25 protein-coding genes and 2 tRNA genes are annotated in these 16,257 nt (G+C 39.5%); 20 read left to right on the top strand and 7 right to left on the bottom strand.

Going from position 1 to position 16,257, the window contains the following annotated elements; genetic code table 11:
- Nucleotides 1-293: 293 nt before the first annotated feature.
- The 5 genes from WMO28_RS17070 to WMO28_RS17050 form a co-directional block, all read right to left on the bottom strand.
- Nucleotides 294-1,376 carry a tyrosine-type recombinase/integrase gene (locus WMO28_RS17070; RefSeq protein WP_349057744.1) on the bottom strand — a complete coding sequence of 361 codons (1,083 nt, stop codon included), beginning with the start codon at nucleotides 1,374-1,376 and terminating at the stop codon, nucleotides 294-296.
- Nucleotides 1,377-1,691: 315 nt separating this feature from the next.
- Nucleotides 1,692-2,465: a type II toxin-antitoxin system PemK/MazF family toxin gene (locus WMO28_RS17065; protein WP_349057743.1), complete on the bottom strand. Its 774-nt coding sequence runs from the start codon at nucleotides 2,463-2,465 to the stop codon at nucleotides 1,692-1,694.
- Nucleotides 2,466-2,570: 105 nt separating this feature from the next.
- Nucleotides 2,571-3,521, bottom strand: coding sequence for a DUF5067 domain-containing protein (locus tag WMO28_RS17060; RefSeq protein ID WP_349057742.1), 951 nt, complete (start codon nucleotides 3,519-3,521; stop codon nucleotides 2,571-2,573).
- Between the two features lie 235 nt (nucleotides 3,522-3,756).
- Nucleotides 3,757-4,233 carry a hypothetical protein gene (locus WMO28_RS17055; RefSeq protein WP_349057741.1) on the bottom strand — a complete coding sequence of 159 codons (477 nt, stop codon included), beginning with the start codon at nucleotides 4,231-4,233 and terminating at the stop codon, nucleotides 3,757-3,759.
- Between the two features lie 348 nt (nucleotides 4,234-4,581).
- On the bottom strand, nucleotides 4,582-4,923 hold the full coding sequence (locus WMO28_RS17050; RefSeq protein ID WP_349057740.1) for a helix-turn-helix domain-containing protein: 342 nt from the start codon (nucleotides 4,921-4,923) through the stop codon (nucleotides 4,582-4,584).
- 156 nt (nucleotides 4,924-5,079) lie between these two features.
- Here WMO28_RS17050 and WMO28_RS17045 point away from each other — a divergent pair, with 156 nt between their 5' ends.
- Together WMO28_RS17045 and WMO28_RS17040 are read left to right on the top strand one after the other, a co-directional pair.
- A complete protein-coding gene (locus tag WMO28_RS17045) occupies nucleotides 5,080-5,319 on the top strand; it encodes a helix-turn-helix domain-containing protein (RefSeq protein WP_349057739.1) in 240 nt (79 codons plus the stop codon).
- A 42-nt stretch (nucleotides 5,320-5,361) separates the two neighbouring features.
- A complete protein-coding gene (locus WMO28_RS17040) occupies nucleotides 5,362-5,646 on the top strand; it encodes a hypothetical protein (RefSeq protein WP_295273721.1) in 285 nt (94 codons plus the stop codon).
- On the opposite strand, the gene WMO28_RS17035 is transcribed toward WMO28_RS17040, so the two are convergent.
- The gene (locus WMO28_RS17035; protein ID WP_147419238.1) at nucleotides 5,600-5,854 is read right to left on the bottom strand and encodes a hypothetical protein; all 255 of its coding nucleotides are present in this window, start codon (nucleotides 5,852-5,854) and stop codon (nucleotides 5,600-5,602) included. The genes WMO28_RS17040 and WMO28_RS17035 overlap by 47 nt on opposite strands.
- A 533-nt stretch (nucleotides 5,855-6,387) precedes the next feature.
- The gene (locus WMO28_RS17030) at nucleotides 6,388-6,597 is read right to left on the bottom strand and encodes a hypothetical protein (protein ID WP_349057738.1); all 210 of its coding nucleotides are present in this window, start codon (nucleotides 6,595-6,597) and stop codon (nucleotides 6,388-6,390) included.
- 142 nt (nucleotides 6,598-6,739) lie between these two features.
- Here WMO28_RS17030 and WMO28_RS17025 point away from each other — a divergent pair, with 142 nt between their 5' ends.
- The 18 genes from WMO28_RS17025 to WMO28_RS16940 all read left to right on the top strand — a co-directional run bounded on the left by WMO28_RS17025 (nucleotide 6,740) and on the right by WMO28_RS16940 (nucleotide 16,253).
- Nucleotides 6,740-6,958: a hypothetical protein gene (locus tag WMO28_RS17025; protein ID WP_174088778.1), complete on the top strand. Its 219-nt coding sequence runs from the start codon at nucleotides 6,740-6,742 to the stop codon at nucleotides 6,956-6,958.
- Nucleotides 6,955-7,113, top strand: coding sequence for a hypothetical protein (locus WMO28_RS17020; RefSeq protein WP_161206395.1), 159 nt, complete (start codon nucleotides 6,955-6,957; stop codon nucleotides 7,111-7,113). The genes WMO28_RS17025 and WMO28_RS17020 overlap by 4 nt, the downstream gene beginning before the upstream one ends.
- A gap of 154 nt (nucleotides 7,114-7,267) precedes the next feature.
- Nucleotides 7,268-8,155, top strand: a complete 888-nt coding sequence (locus tag WMO28_RS17015) for a DUF4373 domain-containing protein (protein ID WP_349057737.1) — start codon at nucleotides 7,268-7,270, stop codon at nucleotides 8,153-8,155.
- A gap of 98 nt (nucleotides 8,156-8,253) precedes the next feature.
- The gene (locus tag WMO28_RS17010) at nucleotides 8,254-8,673 is read left to right on the top strand and encodes a hypothetical protein (RefSeq protein ID WP_349057736.1); all 420 of its coding nucleotides are present in this window, start codon (nucleotides 8,254-8,256) and stop codon (nucleotides 8,671-8,673) included.
- Nucleotides 8,674-8,750: 77 nt separating this feature from the next.
- Complete coding sequence (locus tag WMO28_RS17005) at nucleotides 8,751-10,187, top strand: hypothetical protein (RefSeq protein WP_349057735.1); 1,437 nt, start codon at nucleotides 8,751-8,753, stop codon at nucleotides 10,185-10,187.
- A gap of 6 nt (nucleotides 10,188-10,193) precedes the next feature.
- The gene (locus WMO28_RS17000; protein ID WP_349057734.1) at nucleotides 10,194-10,694 is read left to right on the top strand and encodes a hypothetical protein; all 501 of its coding nucleotides are present in this window, start codon (nucleotides 10,194-10,196) and stop codon (nucleotides 10,692-10,694) included.
- Nucleotides 10,695-10,776: 82 nt separating this feature from the next.
- Nucleotides 10,777-10,905, top strand: a complete 129-nt coding sequence (locus WMO28_RS16995) for a hypothetical protein (RefSeq protein WP_349057733.1) — start codon at nucleotides 10,777-10,779, stop codon at nucleotides 10,903-10,905.
- Between the two features lie 368 nt (nucleotides 10,906-11,273).
- Entirely contained in the window at nucleotides 11,274-11,600 is a 327-nt protein-coding gene (locus tag WMO28_RS16990; RefSeq protein ID WP_349057732.1) for a hypothetical protein, read from the top strand.
- Between the two features lie 2 nt (nucleotides 11,601-11,602).
- Complete coding sequence (locus WMO28_RS16985) at nucleotides 11,603-11,788, top strand: hypothetical protein (protein ID WP_349057731.1); 186 nt, start codon at nucleotides 11,603-11,605, stop codon at nucleotides 11,786-11,788.
- A complete protein-coding gene (locus WMO28_RS16980) occupies nucleotides 11,778-12,701 on the top strand; it encodes an SPFH domain-containing protein (RefSeq protein WP_349057730.1) in 924 nt (307 codons plus the stop codon). Before WMO28_RS16985 ends, WMO28_RS16980 begins: the two co-directional genes overlap by 11 nt.
- A gap of 68 nt (nucleotides 12,702-12,769) precedes the next feature.
- Nucleotides 12,770-13,186: a hypothetical protein gene (locus WMO28_RS16975; RefSeq protein ID WP_349057729.1), complete on the top strand. Its 417-nt coding sequence runs from the start codon at nucleotides 12,770-12,772 to the stop codon at nucleotides 13,184-13,186.
- A 101-nt stretch (nucleotides 13,187-13,287) separates the two neighbouring features.
- Nucleotides 13,288-13,692, top strand: a complete 405-nt coding sequence (locus WMO28_RS16970) for a type II toxin-antitoxin system HicB family antitoxin (RefSeq protein ID WP_349057728.1) — start codon at nucleotides 13,288-13,290, stop codon at nucleotides 13,690-13,692.
- Between the two features lie 294 nt (nucleotides 13,693-13,986).
- Nucleotides 13,987-14,298: a helix-turn-helix domain-containing protein gene (locus tag WMO28_RS16965; protein WP_243113506.1), complete on the top strand. Its 312-nt coding sequence runs from the start codon at nucleotides 13,987-13,989 to the stop codon at nucleotides 14,296-14,298.
- Between the two features lie 15 nt (nucleotides 14,299-14,313).
- Nucleotides 14,314-14,865 carry an ImmA/IrrE family metallo-endopeptidase gene (locus WMO28_RS16960; RefSeq protein WP_349057727.1) on the top strand — a complete coding sequence of 184 codons (552 nt, stop codon included), beginning with the start codon at nucleotides 14,314-14,316 and terminating at the stop codon, nucleotides 14,863-14,865.
- A 371-nt stretch (nucleotides 14,866-15,236) separates the two neighbouring features.
- Entirely contained in the window at nucleotides 15,237-15,665 is a 429-nt protein-coding gene (locus WMO28_RS16955; protein WP_349057726.1) for a hypothetical protein, read from the top strand.
- Nucleotides 15,666-15,698: 33 nt separating this feature from the next.
- Nucleotides 15,699-15,772, top strand: a tRNA-Ile gene (locus WMO28_RS16950).
- Between the two features lie 8 nt (nucleotides 15,773-15,780).
- Nucleotides 15,781-15,851, top strand: a tRNA-Arg gene (locus tag WMO28_RS16945).
- Between the two features lie 18 nt (nucleotides 15,852-15,869).
- Nucleotides 15,870-16,253, top strand: a complete 384-nt coding sequence (locus WMO28_RS16940) for an HNH endonuclease (RefSeq protein ID WP_349057725.1) — start codon at nucleotides 15,870-15,872, stop codon at nucleotides 16,251-16,253.
- The last annotated feature ends 4 nt before the right edge of the window (nucleotides 16,254-16,257 follow it).

The raw sequence follows: 16,257 nt of genomic DNA, 5'->3' as shown, positions 1-16,257 counted from the left end.
CAACACAAAATAAGTATAAGAACAGGTAAGAATGAAGCGATAGCTAACAAATAGCTAACATCATGCGGAAAAAGCATGAAAATAAAGGAACAGCTGTTTCCGTACAGGAAGCTGCTGACGCTGGCAAATTCTAATATAAGCATAGCTTAAAATAGCGAAAAAGCCGTAAACTCAAGGGTTTGCGGCTTTTTTACGTTTGCCTGAAAATTAGAACAAAACACTCTGAAAAAATGATAAATTTGACGGGTAGCTAACAAGTAGCTTACACGTAGCTAACAACGGTAGCTTACAAATTATTCGCTGGGGATCTCTGGCCAGGTGATCATATTCATAGCTGTACGCAGGTCTTCGATGGTCCTGTGAGTGTATACTTTTTCCGTGATATCCTGGATTTCATGACCAACGATTAACTTTAGGACATATTCGTTTATGTTGGATTCCTTTGCCTTGGTAATAAAGGTGTGCCGGGTGTCGTGAGGCTTGTGGGTCATATTCAGGCGTGACATAACCTTTTTGAAACGATTTCTGTATTTGTCATATGTAAGATGAGTTCCCTGCTGCCCATCCGGATCATTGAAAAGATATTCGCTGTGCATAGAAGTGGCCTGATTGTAATTGCGGCGAACCAGATCCATGATCTGTGGGTGAATAGGAACGGTACGATTCTTTCCGGCATCTGTTTTCAGTCCACCGATAAAAGTCATATTTTCAAAGTCAATATCTGCAATTTTCAGGACAGCCAGTTCCTGTGGCCGCCAGCCAGAATATATTCCGATCAGAACCATATTTGCAAAAGGAATTTCAAGATGGGACCAGAGAGACAATATTTCCTGATCAGAAAAAGGAACACGGACGATTTTGGGCTTAGGCTGCTGCACACCATCACAGAGTTGGGCATAGTCTTTAGTTACAATTTCATGTTTCATGGCATATCGGTACATAAGATTGAATAAGCTTTTCATTCGTGCTTTTGTGCTGTCACCGACCTGAGCATTTCGAATAGTTGTTTCCAGATGCTCAACCCGGATATCTTTCATTTTGATATTGTATAGTGGAGCACAGTGCTTATATGCAGAAGTAATAGTACGGATGCTGGAAGGACCACCTAGGGTAGGAAAATGTACATCAGACCATGCTTCGTACACATCATTAAAAGTGGGTTCTTTGGCAAATAAATCGTATGGATTTTCGTTATATCGGGTAAGAGCTTCCAGAGCTTCCTTTCTGGTGCTAAAGTATCCGATTGCTTTTTTGACTTGTTTGGCCTGATTGGTTTTTGTATCGATTTCCCATCCGGTTGTTTTGCTGGCTGCCCAGGGCTTACGTCTCTTTCCGGGAAGCTTATAAACAGATCCAAATCCATTTGGTAACTTCATAAATATCATCCTCCTTGTAAAAATGGGTACAAAAATAACAGCCAGCGAACGAGTGTTTCGCTTGCAAGGCTGCTCCGAAGATGATACAATAATTTTGTGTAATTGGTAGCATCTTCGGAAGCTACGTGCCGGTTCAGTGTTGGTAGCACTGAATCGGTTTTTTATTTATATTATTATGTAACGTAAAAGACCTCGTATTTCTACGAGGTCTTCACAAAATAACTTCAATCTTCTTTGATGCCCTATAGGCGCAATTTACAAAACAAAATGTTCTGTGAAGTTATTATAGCTTAATATATGACTCGTAGTCAAGAATTATTCACTAAAAATATAAAATTCTTTAATTTTTTCATTAATGCGAGACATAGCATTTGATGAAAGACGTATACCAGATAGAAAGTCAGCAGATTTTTTTGGAGTGTAAATACGCATTTTACTTATGGTGGTAATTTGCTCAATTTTTACAATACTGCCCACTTTCATTTTTTCAATTTCCTGTTGATCTTTTGCCAAGGAAGAAATAGTATTCAATATTTCGTCTATTTGCTTATCGATATTTCTGAAAGCCGCCAAAGTTTCAGCTGTCCATTGATCTTCTGGAATTTTTCGAAGAACACTATTGAGAGCTGATAATTCATCCAATTTGTTTTTCGTTTCAGTGAATTGACGCTTGAATTTTGCATCTACTAAATTGTAAAATTCAGTCCCGATAGATAAATCGCGTTCATGAACAGCTTTATCTGCCTTAAGAGAAGATAAAGGTACTACCGTAAGAGTGTTGGAATTATGGGGATTTTCCTTATCTAAGACAACTGCATAATGGAGTCCGCCAAACTCTGCTCCAACACGAAAACCGAAATTAACACGGATGACATCACCTCGTTTATACGACAATAGTCTTGTGGGATTAAATTTTTCCTCAAATTGAGTAAATCTAACATAGTCTTGAATCCAATATGAAATTAAATCAGCCTTTTTTAAATGTTTTTCAGAGGAATCATTAATTAAATTCTCAAGCATTTTGTTGACAGATTTTATGGCTTTCTTTTTATTTTGAATAACATCTTCTTTTGTTTTCTGGTGAGACAAAAAGTCACCTCCTGATAGTATAATGAAAAGTTTTTTGGCTACAATAACATTACCAAACAAGATGTATTTACCAGCAATGCGTTTTCTGGTGTCGCAAGGATGGTTTTACTTAATTGCTATTTCTTGTACCTGGCATGGTGAATCAGACATGAAACCATCATAGGCATATACAGTGATTGGGCTTTCTGTATCTTGAAGCATAAAAGCGAATCCGGTTTCTATGGATGTATCTTTAAGCACAGTTTTATAAGTATTATCACATGCAGTATTTCCATTTCCCATATACAATGTTAATTCAATCCCATTTTGGTAGGCTTTGATATTATAAAAACTGGTTACTGAATCTGGAGAATCAGTTTTATTAGTGAAATTAAATTTCACAACGCCTAAGATGTCTGATGAACCATCTTCATAAGGCATACTCTCAAAGCCGGAATATTCGAGAATAGAAGAATCAGAAGTTAGTGAAATTTTATCAACTTTTGATTCAGAAGAGGATGTATCAGTGCTATCATCAGAAGTAGCACCATTCATTGAGGATTCAAAGGCTTCCCAGTCTGACTTGTTATCTGCATAAGTTTGAGTTGTTTCGGAACCATTGGAAGTATCTTTAACTGTAAGAGTATAATCAACATCTTTTTCTGCAATTCCATTGATTTGCTGATAGGCTGGTGCTGTGAACAATGGAAGAAATCCAATAAAATATTCTGACGGAGCCAGATCTGAAGATGTAAGATTGATTTCAAATTCAGTCATATCATCGTTATAACTAATATTTTCAACGTTTGGATAATTAGTATCATCATTCAAAATTTCTTTAATATAATCATTAAAACTGGATTTAAGTTCTTTTTTCCACTTTTTTTGTTGCTTTTTGTCAAGTGTATAAGTTGTAGAGCCATCGGGATTAGCAGTTATTTCCTTGGCATCAGGTACATTGGTATTGTTTTCCTCACTGCCGTAATTAGGGATTGTAACGGTGATATCCTTGGCATATACGGGCACAGCTGTCAACATAGAAGCAGCAATAATCGCGCATAAAATTTTCTTTTTCATAGCGCACCTCCTTAAAATATAATATCCGTAAATAATACGACATTCTTTACAGAAAATCGCTTATTTGTGTTCTTTATTATAGAACGAAAAAAGGTGTTGCCATAATGACAACACCTTAAGATAATCCAAGCAACAAGATGGGCGGCGTATCCATCATCTCAGGTACTCTTGCGAGTGTGTCGGGAGCCTTTCCGACCTTTGCTACTTGGTTTTCTATGTCATCATTATGTATTTATTATAAAGGATCAATTCTCATCACAGCCAGTTGTGGGATAAAATAGATCATATAATTATCCACAGCAACATACTGCCCGTATTTGGAACGGTAGCAGTCAATTACTTCAGTGAGATAATCCTCCGGCACTTCCAGATACTCAGCCATCTCGTGAAGATTCCGGCAGCGGGACTCATAAGCATTGATGATCCCGATCAGGCCCACACGGAGGTTGTAGCCATAAAGTCTGGCCCGGTATTCCTGCTTTCGGTTCATCACATCAGTTGACTGATCCAGAATATTACCTGTGGTAGTATAGTGGTGGCCAAGTTCCTCAGCCAGAATACAGGATTTTTCTGCCTGAGTTTCAATTCCTTTTCGGATAGCTACAGTTCCATCACAATATAATCCCTTTATTCTTTCAGTTTCAAAAGGATAATCTATAACATCTATACCGTCCCTGCAGGCGGTATCTAGTAATTCTTCGTATGTATTCAATTCAAAACCTCCCGCTCGTGTATATTGAAATTGACAAATATTTTTAAGTGACTTATAATATACTTAACAAGACAGCTGGAACGATAGCTGAAACCTATCCGTTTCTGGCGTGATAAGAGTTATAGAAATGGCATCCTACTTTACCAGAGCGGGGATGCTATTTCTTATTGTTCAGATTCAGAATGGCTACGATCAAAAGTCCTACATTTAGGATAATCATAAATTCTTCATATGTACTCATAAGCCCCACTCCTTTCTGCAAGACTCAGAAACGGAGTGGTACCGCATCCTTCCAGTTGCCTGGGTAAGTATATTATATTGTCAAACCACATTTGGCATATCTGCCAATCATTTCCTTTTTTCTTTTACAAATTCTGCGAACTGGCGGATTTCTTTCAATTCGTCTTCGGTGTATTCATCGCCATCAAAGTGGGCGGCGAGAGTAGTAGGTTTTGCAGGTTCATCCCATCCCATAAGATAAGAAGGGGAAATATCGAGAGCCTTGGCAATATCCTCTAATTTATCGACCGGCATATTTTTAATATATCCGGTTTCGTACCTTTGTAGGGTAGATTTACTTATACCAACTTTCTCAGAAAGAGTTTGGTATGACATATTTAATTCTTCGCGCCTGGATTTCATCCGATTCATAATATCTTGCATTTTTGCGCTTATTTCTTTTTCTCCCATATAAGTACCTCCATATAATGTCATTATAAACTATTTTTTCATATTTGCAACATATAATTAAAAAAATACAAAAAAAGTTGCATAAATGGGTTGACGTACAGATAAATGAGGTGTAATATACAAATATCCCAAATATGCAACGAGAGGAGGATGAAAATGTCGTTCGATAAACTAAAAGGGAAAATGACAGAAAGACATTTATCACAAGCGGAATTGGCTAAATGTTTAGGAATTACAGTGCAGGCATTGAATGCCAAGCTTAATGGAAGAAGTCCTTTCATACTTGAAGAAGTGGTAAAGATAACAGATATACTCTCATTGGACGACCCAGTGGATATTTTTTTTAGACCGAGCATCCCAAGAATGCAACACAATATTAACGAAACGGACAAGTAGCCATGGAATATCTGCTGTCAGACCAGAAGGAGGTGAGCGAGAATGGCAAATATTCCAATTGCAGAAGTAGTATGGTTTCCAAAATGGGATAAGCAAGCTGAGACAGAATATAAAGATACTGTATCAGATGCGATGTTCTTTGAACCTGAATGGACAAAAAAGATAAGACAATGTGAAGCATTTCTTGAATTTATCAAAGGAATGGAAGGAAAGGATTTAGTTCCTTATCTTTCGGGCGTCTCTGTATCAGTAGGTGATGCAGAACCGCCCACGTTAGCAATTAAACTAAAGATTCCGCTGCAAACTCGCCTTTTAAAGTCAGATTAAACTCATACTTTAGAGAAAGAGTATCATCGAAAAAGTTATCAGAAATAGGTTCAATATAACCTTCTCTGGCTAGTGAACGAAGAGCATTGATATACACAGCTAATTCAGAATTTTTCATCAAAAATGTATTTCTATGCTCGCTGTTTTCAGCAAGATTTTTATAGGCTGATTTCAAAATATCTTTTTCATTTTTAGAAAAACGATACATGATGTGACTTAGCTCCTTTCTATGAATTCAGGTATGCCAGTACCTGTGATACAAGAATAGGAAAGAAACTAAGAAAAGTCAAGTAACCGTTTATTTGAAAGGAAGAGGTGATCTGAATACAAAAATTGCTTATCACTGTCATTGATGGAACATTATTTTTAATACTGCAGCATTTGTATGGCACTATCACTACTATATGTTTATGTGCATTATGGATAGTGATAGTGATGAGTAGAAAAGACTAATGTCTGCCGGGAAAAGATTATAAAAGCGAGTGTGCTGCGAACACACCCGCCTTTTAGGTAAAAACTGTAGTACAAGATAAGAGGTGATATAAATGGCAATTTCATTAGAAACTAAGACGGTTGACTGTGCGGTTCGTCATATTCGGACTTTATTCTATCAGTGTTCAGAAGATAGAAAAGCAGATTTTGGAGAAACATGCAGCCAGTGTCCACATATGCCGGAATGCAATTGTGATTGGATTAATACGTTAGATCCGTTACTTCGGCATACAACCACAACAGAGGAATTTACTCCCGCAGTGAAGAAGCAGAACGATAAATAGGACAAATATCACCAGTAAAAATATTGTTTGACAATGGGCAGTCTGAACAAGCAGTGAATGAATCTTTTTTATAACTTTTTTCAAGGCTATGTCCCATTGCAACTGGCAAAAAGTCAATACTTATGGTTCTGTTTTCACCATAACAATTACAGTATCCAGAAACAATTCGCTTCATATGTATGGCCTCCTTTCTGTATGTACTCGGATATTCTCGGTACCCTGTACATACAGGATAGGAGAATCCTATTGGAACCGCAAGAAAAAGCGTTCGACAAAGTTATGAAAATCTTATAAAGAAAATGAAAGGAAAATAAAGCATGGAAGTAGGCAAGATATTACCTGTTGAAGCAGCAGCTATACTGCATGCATCCCCACAGTTTGTAAGGGTTGCAATGCAGCAGCAAAAGCTCCCGATCGGGACTGCAATTAAGATGTCCTCGATCTGGACATATAACATATCAGAGAAGCTTCTGGCTGAATACAGCGGAAAAGATATAGGAGCTGAGCTGGAGAAGATAAGAGGTGGAAGTAAATGAGACGAGATGCAATCATATCACTTTTTATCGCACTTCCTGCTGCAAACCTTCCATTCTGGCAGTGGAGAAGTTCGGCAGAAATGCTTTTAATGGCAGGACTGTTCTGGCAGGTGGCATTTGTGTTTGTAGTTGGAACAGAGTATCAGAAAAGGTAGTAAGAAAGGATCCCGGGAGTGCAGCTCCGGCGGGATCCGATGGACGTAGTAATACACGAATATTACGTTCTTATTATATAGAGAAATAAAAAGAAAAACAAGTGAAATATCAGTATCAACGCAATCTCTATAGAAGAACTGGAGGAACAATCATATGGCAAGGCGAAGGCAGGAAGGAAACCTCTTTTTTCGCCTGGATGTGGATTTTTTCTCAGATAGAAAGGTAAAGATCCTGAAAGCCCGGTATGGAGCAGATGGGATTACCTTATACTTGTATCTCCTGTGTGAGATATACAAGATTGGATATTATTTAAAGATTGATGAAGATTTTGAGTACATTGTTTCAGATGATCTGAACATGGAAAGCAACAAGGTGAAGCAGGTCTTGAACTTCTTATTGGAACGGTCACTGTTTGATAACACACTTTTTCAGTCGGACAAGGTCTTGACCTCTGCCGGAATACAGAGGAGATATCAGGCAATGGTAAAAGCCAGGGCACTGAAAACTCCGATCACTGTAGAAAGGTTTTGGCTCCTTCCAGAGGAGGAAACAGAGACCTTTATTAAAGTGCACCCTTCTTTAAATAATTCCGAGAATAATCCCGATAATTCCAGGAAAAAAGATGATAATTCCAGGAAAAATGACACAAAAGGAAAGGAAAAGAAAGAAAAGTATATATATACGGCTCCGCCGGGTACATACTTTGAAGACCCCTCTTTGAATGATATTTTCCTGCTGTTTTTGAAATCAAGACAGAATAAAGGTGATCAGCTGACGGAAGAGCAGATTCAACTGTTGACAGAGGAAGTCCTTTCTTTATCCAGTGATCCGGAGGAAAGGATCGCCATGGTCAAGAAATCTATTATGAATGGCTGGAAAGGCTTTTATCCGGTGAAAAAGCAAAAGAAGAAAGGGACATCTAAGAACCGGTTTAACAATTTCCACCAGCGGGACTATGACTTTGCTGATTACGAAAGGCGTTTATTGAAACAGGGACCAGGAGGTGATGAAGAGCGTGGATGTAAAAGAAGTATGGGGTAAGGCTTGGAGCCTTAGACCTGGCCAGAACACAACCAACATGAAATGTGTTGGTACGATTATTAAATCCGGTATCCGGTTTACGTATTACCAGGATGAGAATGGAAGAATATGGTTTGACAGTGAGCCAGTCGAAGGGAAACCTGAATGGATGCAGAGAGCAGATGAAGCCAGGAGAAGAAGGAATAGACGGTATTCTTGAAGTCTTAAAGGCTTATGTCTGTGATGAGCTCTGCTGCCACAGAGGTGCTGTAACACAGGAAGAAATGGATCAGCACTGCTGCCGTTGTAAATTACAGCAGTACACAGACAAGATCCGTGAAGAATGTGAGAAGATCAATGCTTTTGATCAGAGTTCAACGTATCAGATCATGAAGAAGTATCGCAAGATCATCTTATGCAAAGATTGCAGACACAGAGCAAAATTACGAGATGATTGTTATCGCTGCAGGAAAGCAACCAGCCTTTTAGGTACATTAGAAGACTATGATGGTTGCAGTAGAGGAGAAGAAAAATGTTAATCAGAAGTAAAAACAAAATGCACATTGTAAATATTGAAAATGGTGTAGCATCTGCTGAAGAGGAATAAGGAGAAATCATGGGTATAGTAAAATGTAAATGGTACGAAATGGACATGCCACTGAATGATGTAAAGAAACTTCTTTCAGCGAATATCAAAACCATGTCCAGAAGCTTTATTGCTGCCGGATATTACATGAAGTATATCCGGGACCGGGAATTATTCCGGGATGGTGGATATAACAGTATCTGGGAGTTTGCGGAAGATCAGTATGGAATCAAAAAGTCAGCAGCCAGTCGCTGGATGGCAATGAATGACAAGTTTTCCAAAGATGGAAACAGCCCTATCCTGGATGATAAATACAAGGATTTTAACAAAAGCCAGCTGCAGGAAATGTTGTATCTGACAGATGAACAGATGGAAGAAGCTGAGCCGGAAATGAGTGCAAAGGAAATTCGTGCAATCAGGAAACCTCCGGAAGTAGAAGTTATTGCGCCGGCGCAACAGATAGATGATCAGATCCCCGGCCAGGACAGCATTGAACAGCATCCAGAATACATGCCAGGAAAAATGACGATTGAAACAGCAACCGGACAGAACCGGCCGCCGGAGAACGAGATCCCAATCACACCGGAACTGCAGATAGAACGCTTTTTCGAAGCCCTGAACAGAGGAGATAAAGAACGTGTTCTTACGTGTGATACAAAAGCAACAACTTATTTGCTGGAAGCTCGGTATCAAGATGTCCGGATCAGGAATGGCAATTTTAATTATCAGGCAAATTCAACAGGAATTATATTCAATCCTGGCAGTTACATGGAATGCACCTTTACCTGGAATGAACTGGCCCACGAACTGATAAAACGGTTTGGAAAGAAACGGAAGCCGGTCAAGATGGTGTCCATAGATGCACCGGAGAAGACAGGAGATGTAATATCGGTAGCAGTAAAAGCATTCTGTGAGGCATATCCTGGAAAATTAAAAACAATTATGAGAATATGCCGGCAGTGTAATAACAATGGAGAAGTTGCCAGAGCAGTGCAAAAAAGAATTGCGCCGTATGGCCTCCACGGATGCACTGGACCTGAGGTAGGATATACGTTCATGGGCTTTAACGCAGGACTGGAAATTGAAATTGGAAAAGAAAAAGTGTCCATGAAGTACGGAAGGCTGGTTGTAGAAGTGAAAAAGCTTTACGATCCATGGGATTCCGAGTTTGACGAAGAGGGAAACGGCCAGATGGCAGCAGAAACGCCGGGCGAAAAGCAGCAAGACTATCCCGGTGAAGCCACCGCATTGCCGGATGCCTGGCCGCAGGAGCTGAAGGATATCCCAATTCCAACGGAAACAGAAATAATGGGATATTTGTATGATGAAGAGCGAAAACTCAGGGAAATCCTTGAAGTGGAAAAGGAAGAACCAGGGATGCCGCGCATGGAGATTATGAGACAGCAGATGATCACGGCAGGTCTGAGATTGATTAAGAATCTTGTTGAAGATTGTCAAGAAGAATAAACAAGGGTGTTTTCAAAAATCCAAATATATCACAAATACATAAGGGGAGGCCCTGACCTCCCCGGAAAGGGGCAGAAATTGTTATTTCCAAAATCGAAAAGTAAGAAAAAGAAAAAACATCATCCACCAAGTATTTTACATGATAAGAAGAGCAGGACGTGTTATCTGTGCATTATGCTCCACGATAACTGGTCTGAACATAGTACTCTTCAGGAACACCATGTATTTAGTGGACCCAATAGAACAAATTCTGAAGAGAACGGCCTGAAAATATATCTGTGCCGAGATCATCACATCTATGGACCGGAAGCTATCCACAATAACGCCCGGATCCGCCACGAAGTACAGCGTATGGCCCAGAGAGAATTTGAAAAGCAGCATAGTCACAAGGAGTTCATGGAGATATTCGGCCGGAACTACCTTGATTCAGTAGAGATAGGGGAAAACAATGAAAAGAAGGATGTATCTGTACAGGATCGTAGACCAGAACGGGAAACAGGTCTTTGAGGACCTGCTGACAGCCAAATAGGTCACAGAGAAGATTGGCTGTACAAGTGCCAACGTTGGCCAGGCAGCAGCCAATTACGCCTTGGTAGACAAGAAGTACAGGATCATACCGGAGGATATCAAGCTGAGCAGGAAGCTTGATTTTGAGCTTCTGGTAGAGTGGGAGAGACATCGGAAGTGGATACTGAAAGCAGCAGGGAGGATGAAGTGAACAAGAGGCAGAAAAAGAAACTGTTCAACAGAAAATGTGGATACCGGCTTGTAAAGCTCCCGCGAAACTTCCAGACGTGGGTATTCCAATATTACACTGGTATCGGATTAGTGACATACAAACGTATTTGCACAGAGAAAATCCCAGACAGAGTGAAATATCTGATAAACACCAGAAACGTAGAGAATTTCAACCGGATCATGGCAGAAAGGAGAAAATGATGGGGAACACATGTAAAAATTGTATCAACAACGATAATGTCCTTTGTGACTGCAGGGGATTTTTTGTAGAAGACGAAGATTCCTGTGAGAAACACCGTGAAGACTGGAGAGAAGCTATGTTAAGACGATTTAATCGGAGAAGATAAAATGCGGAAAATAAGACTTATACAAATAATCGTTTTATGTTGCTACATGGGATATTTTTCATTCAGAGGGAACATTGCAGCTGTAATAATGACAAGTACATTTATTCTTGTGCCATATTTAGAAGAAAGAAGGTGTGAAATGAGCTATAAGAACAACGAAGGTTATCCAGACCCGACAGCAGGCAAGGCAGTCAGGTCAGCAGGGAGGATGCCTACACATATTTACAATGTCAGTTGTGTTTTGAATGCTGTGGCCGGACTCCATGGCCTTGAAATCATGGGATTAAGAGATAAAAAAACAGGCCGTGAATGGCCACAGAGGAGGTGAGAATGATGTGGGTAATATTTCTGTGCTCTGGCATGGTGTTTGGAATCGCAGCCCTGGTGTTAGCCTGGATAGGAAGTAAAGTAATCCTGTCAATCAGACGACAGCAGAAAAAATTTGAAATCGAAGATGAAACTTACAACAAAGTAAAGAAAGCAATCAAAGAAAAGGAGATCAAAAATGAAGAGTAAAGTTATTATTGGAATCGTGGCAGCAGTAGCAGTTCTTGGTGGAGGATACACAGTATCAAGGATGAATTTTATCGGCACAGGCAAAGTCGGCATTGTTTATAACTATAAAGACGGAGTACAGGATAAAGTGTTGACTCCGGGAATGCACTTTATTGCACCAATGAACAAAGTAAAGGAATTTAGTACCAGCAATGAGATCCTTGTTCTTACAAAGGACAAGAGGGATGGCAGTAAAGAAGATGATTCCTTTAAAGTAGCCACATCGGATGATGCCAGCATTGCAGTATCTTTCCAGATGAGTTACCGATATGATCCGGACACGGTGATTGATACATATAAGCGTTTCAAAGGAATGGACGGAGAGGATATCATCGAAAACCGTGTCAAAACTGTTTTGAAGTCAAAGATTTCTGAGGTTACAACCGATTATTCAATGATGGACATCTATTCCGGAAACAGATCCGAGCTGAATAACGCTATCACGGAATATCTTAACAAAGATTTTCATAAAAAATACGGCATTGAAGTCCTGGATGCTTCCATCGTAGATGTGCATCCGGATAAAAAGCTGAAGCAGGCCATTGATAATAGAGTGACAGCCTTGCAAGAGAAACAACAGGCTCAGGCAGAGCAGGAAAAGGTTAAAGTCCAGAAAGAAACAGAAAAACTCCAGGCTGAAGCAGATGCCCAGATTGAACTGACCAAGGCAGAGGCAGATGCAAAGAAAGCTAAGGTTAAAGCAGCAGCTGAAGCAGAGAATACAAAAACAAAGGCAAAAGCTCAGGCTGAGGCCAATAAAGAGCTCAGCGCATCCATTACAGACGAACTGATCAAGATGAAAGAAGCAGAAGCTCATTATAAAAATGGCTGGGTCACAGTGCAGGGAGCAGATGCTGTGATTGCGGATAAATAAAAGAAATGCAGAGAAAGCCGGGAGCATACACGTTCCCGGCTAAAAGCATTAGAAAGGGGAGGATACCAGTGGGCGAGATCAAGATCACCAGGAAGCTCCTGGACAATTATAGAAAGTTAAAGAGGGAAATACCGGTCCTCAGCATGGAACTGGCTGAAATGAAACAGGGGGAGGCAGGGCTAGGGAACAGCACAATATTTGATTACAGCACAGGTTTTGCACGGCCACAGAGTGTAGTTGGATTTGATCAGGAGAGATATGATAGAAGAAAGAGAACCTATGAGCATAAAAATGAGCAGGTGGCAGCAGTAGACGACTGGATTCAGAACATTGAAGATGGCCAGACCAGATATGTATTCAAAGCGTTTTATCAGCAAGGGTTGACCTGGGAGAAGATAGCAGAAAAGACAGGATATTCACAGAGCCCGGATTATCCAAGGCTTATGATCAGAGATAAATACCTAATGCAGGAACAGATAAAATGATTGATGCACGTAAAAACACGTATTATAATATAAGAAATGAAAAATAATACTTAATAAACTGGACTTAGGCAGTTCTGCTGCCTGAAATGGAGGGTGTTTATATGAATAGATTATTTTATCCGGCAGTATTTCATAGGGCAGAGGAAGGCGGATTCTGGGTTACATTTCCGGATATACCAGAATGTATGACGCAGGGTGAAGATATGCAGGAAGCATATGAAATGGCTGTGGATGCCCTTGGCCTGGCGTTGACTGCAAGAGAAAATGAAAAGGAACCAATACCAATACCAGAAGCTTCAGCGCTTGATGCCGTAGATCCGGAAGATGGAACTCTGGTGATCGTAGAGTTTGATATGGCGGAATATCGCAGAAAGAATTGTTCACGTGCAGTGAAGAAAACATTGAGCATTCCAGAATGGCTTAATGAAGCTGCAATCCGTGAGAACATTAACTTTTCTCAGATCTTGCAGGAAGCACTGATGGTAAAATTAGGGATGAACAGGTAACAGAACGGCGGTCCTTGCGGGATCGCCATTTTTTGAGTGAAAATAAAAAAAGTTCGGATTATTCGGAAAGTTCGTTGTACAATACAATAGAAGCCAAAGACATAAAGGTCGGCGGCTTTAGGAGTCTACATTTATATGATAGGTCACAAGAAGGCATCTGGCGTCATCAGCCGGGTGCTTTTTATATATAAAATGATAATAGACATAATAAAAAATTACAATAACTTGACAAAGTGATAATTTGATGATATAGTATGAGTGTAGCAATCGATTGCTAATAAGGAGGAAGACGAAATGGCAAGGGGCATAGCAGAGCGTATGGCAGAAATAATTTCTGACCGTAAAATGACGCAAAAGGATCTGGCATCTTTATCAGGAGTGACAGAATCTGCCATTTCCCATTATTTAAAGGGAGATCGTATACCAAGAGGCGCCACTCTGATTAAAATTGCAAAAGCACTCAACACAACAACAGATTATTTGTTGAGCCAAGATGAAAAAAGTGGTTCACAAAAAGATTTTGATGATGCACGGGTGATCTTAGCACGGAATGCTTCAAAAATGACAAAGGAACAAAAAATGGAACTTATTAAACTTTTAATGTAACAAACAGGAGAGTATATGCGTCTGGAAAATGAACAGTATGAAGAGATTAAGAGGGTAGCAATAGATACCTTTTCTCTATATGGAATCAGATGTATTCCAATTAGTGCATTTGAAATGGCTATGAAAATGGGAATTAAGATTGTTCCATATTCTGCTTTAAATGAGGAAAAGAGAATTGCAGCAATGCGTGAAAGCAAAGATGGATTTTCAATTGGCAGTTCTCAGAGTCAAGAATGGATTATTTTTTATAATGATTCGTGTGAAAGTTATGGGAGAATCAACCAAACTATAATGCATGAAATTGGTCATTATGCTATGGGACATATTAAAGATGGAGAAGAGGAAGAAGCAGAGGCAAATTTTTTTGCAAAATATGCACTTGCGCCACCACCACTGATTGACAATTTCATAGAGAATGTTACCCCGGATGCAATAAGGACTACTTTTGACCTTAGTAATCAGGCTGCCAAATATGCATATTGGTATTATCGAAGTTGGCTATATAATGGAATAGGGCATTATACAGACTACGAGGAAAAAATGCTTGATTTATTTAAAGCTGTATAAGTCGAAAGGCTTTATACATACAAAAAACCAAGCACCAGGAGATGCTTGGCTCTTGTGAAAAGAGTAAACTCAGTTTGTTAACTGGTTACAATACTTTCTAGACAATTGCATTGTAGCACTGAATTTACCCTTTGACAAGAGTGAATTGTCAAAAGGAGGGTGATTCTATGTATATTTTCCGCGCATGGATTACACGCAAGGATGGTACTCGGGATTATGCCAAGGATCATGGAAAGCGCGCTTTTCGTATTTGGATTGGTCCAGGTCCTGAACCAGAAAAAGAAAAAAATCGATAATTGAGTAATCAAGAAACATATTTAGCCAGTTGATATGTTTCTACTTTAAAGAAAATAAAAAGGAGTAGAAACAATATGAAATTTAAGTTAGCAAAAAAACATGGATGTCTTAATGGTAAATTAGAAGCGTTATCTAAGGGAGATAATGTTTTGATTGAATATTTAAAGTTTGCAGAAGAATCTGTTGAAAAAATAGAAGATATTATGCAAACGTGTGTCAAAAGAGAAAATCAAGAATTACCAGTAAAACAAATGGAGTATAGTAGGGATGAGTTTAAAAAACTCCAAAAAGATAGAAGATATAAAATGAAATGTATATCTTTAATTGAGGATGAATCGGGAGCTATAATGGCTGCTGAATTGAATTTTGGAAATATTGAAATATTTTTTGAGACACAAGATGTCGAATATAGTTCAGATAAAGTTTTCATTAGAAATGCTCAAATTATGGTATATCCTTGTGGAGATTACAGTTTTAAGATATTAGATGAAGAAGCAGAATAATTAAGGCACCCTTCGGGGTGCCTTTCTATATGCGGACATTTAGCTCAGCAGGTCAGAGTAACCGGCTCATAACCGGTCGGTCCTGGGTTCGAGTCCCAGAATGTCCATCAAATAACGCGGGATGAAGTAATGGAAACTTGCAGATCTCCTAAGTCTGAAATGATGGTTCAAATCCATCTCCCGCTATTTATGAAAGGATAAGATATGTTAAGAAGTTGCAAATATTGCGGCCGGATTCATGATAGTAAATATCAGTGCAGCAGTAAGCCGGTACGCAGGAAGATACGGACAAAGCAGAATAGTTTTCGAAGCACCGAGGCATGGAAGCGAAAGAGCCTGGAGATCAGAGAGCGGGACAGATATTTGTGCCAGATCTGTATGCGAAAGCTGTACGGAACCACACAGCAATATAATAACAGGGAAATAGAAGTACATCACATTGTACCGATAGCAGAAGACTGGGACGGAAGGCTTGACAATGACAATCTTGTTTCATTATGTGGTAGGCATCATGAGATGGCCGAAGCCGGGAAGATATCGCAGGCGGAACTGAAAGAGATTGCCAGGCAGCAGGAGGATGAAATGTAATCCC

The sequence above is a fragment of the Blautia aquisgranensis genome (assembly GCF_040096615.1).
GTDB lineage: Bacteria > Bacillota > Clostridia > Lachnospirales > Lachnospiraceae > Blautia_A > Blautia_A aquisgranensis.
Note: the sequence above shows the minus strand (reverse complement) of the source record. Positions and strands in the feature narration are given on the sequence as shown.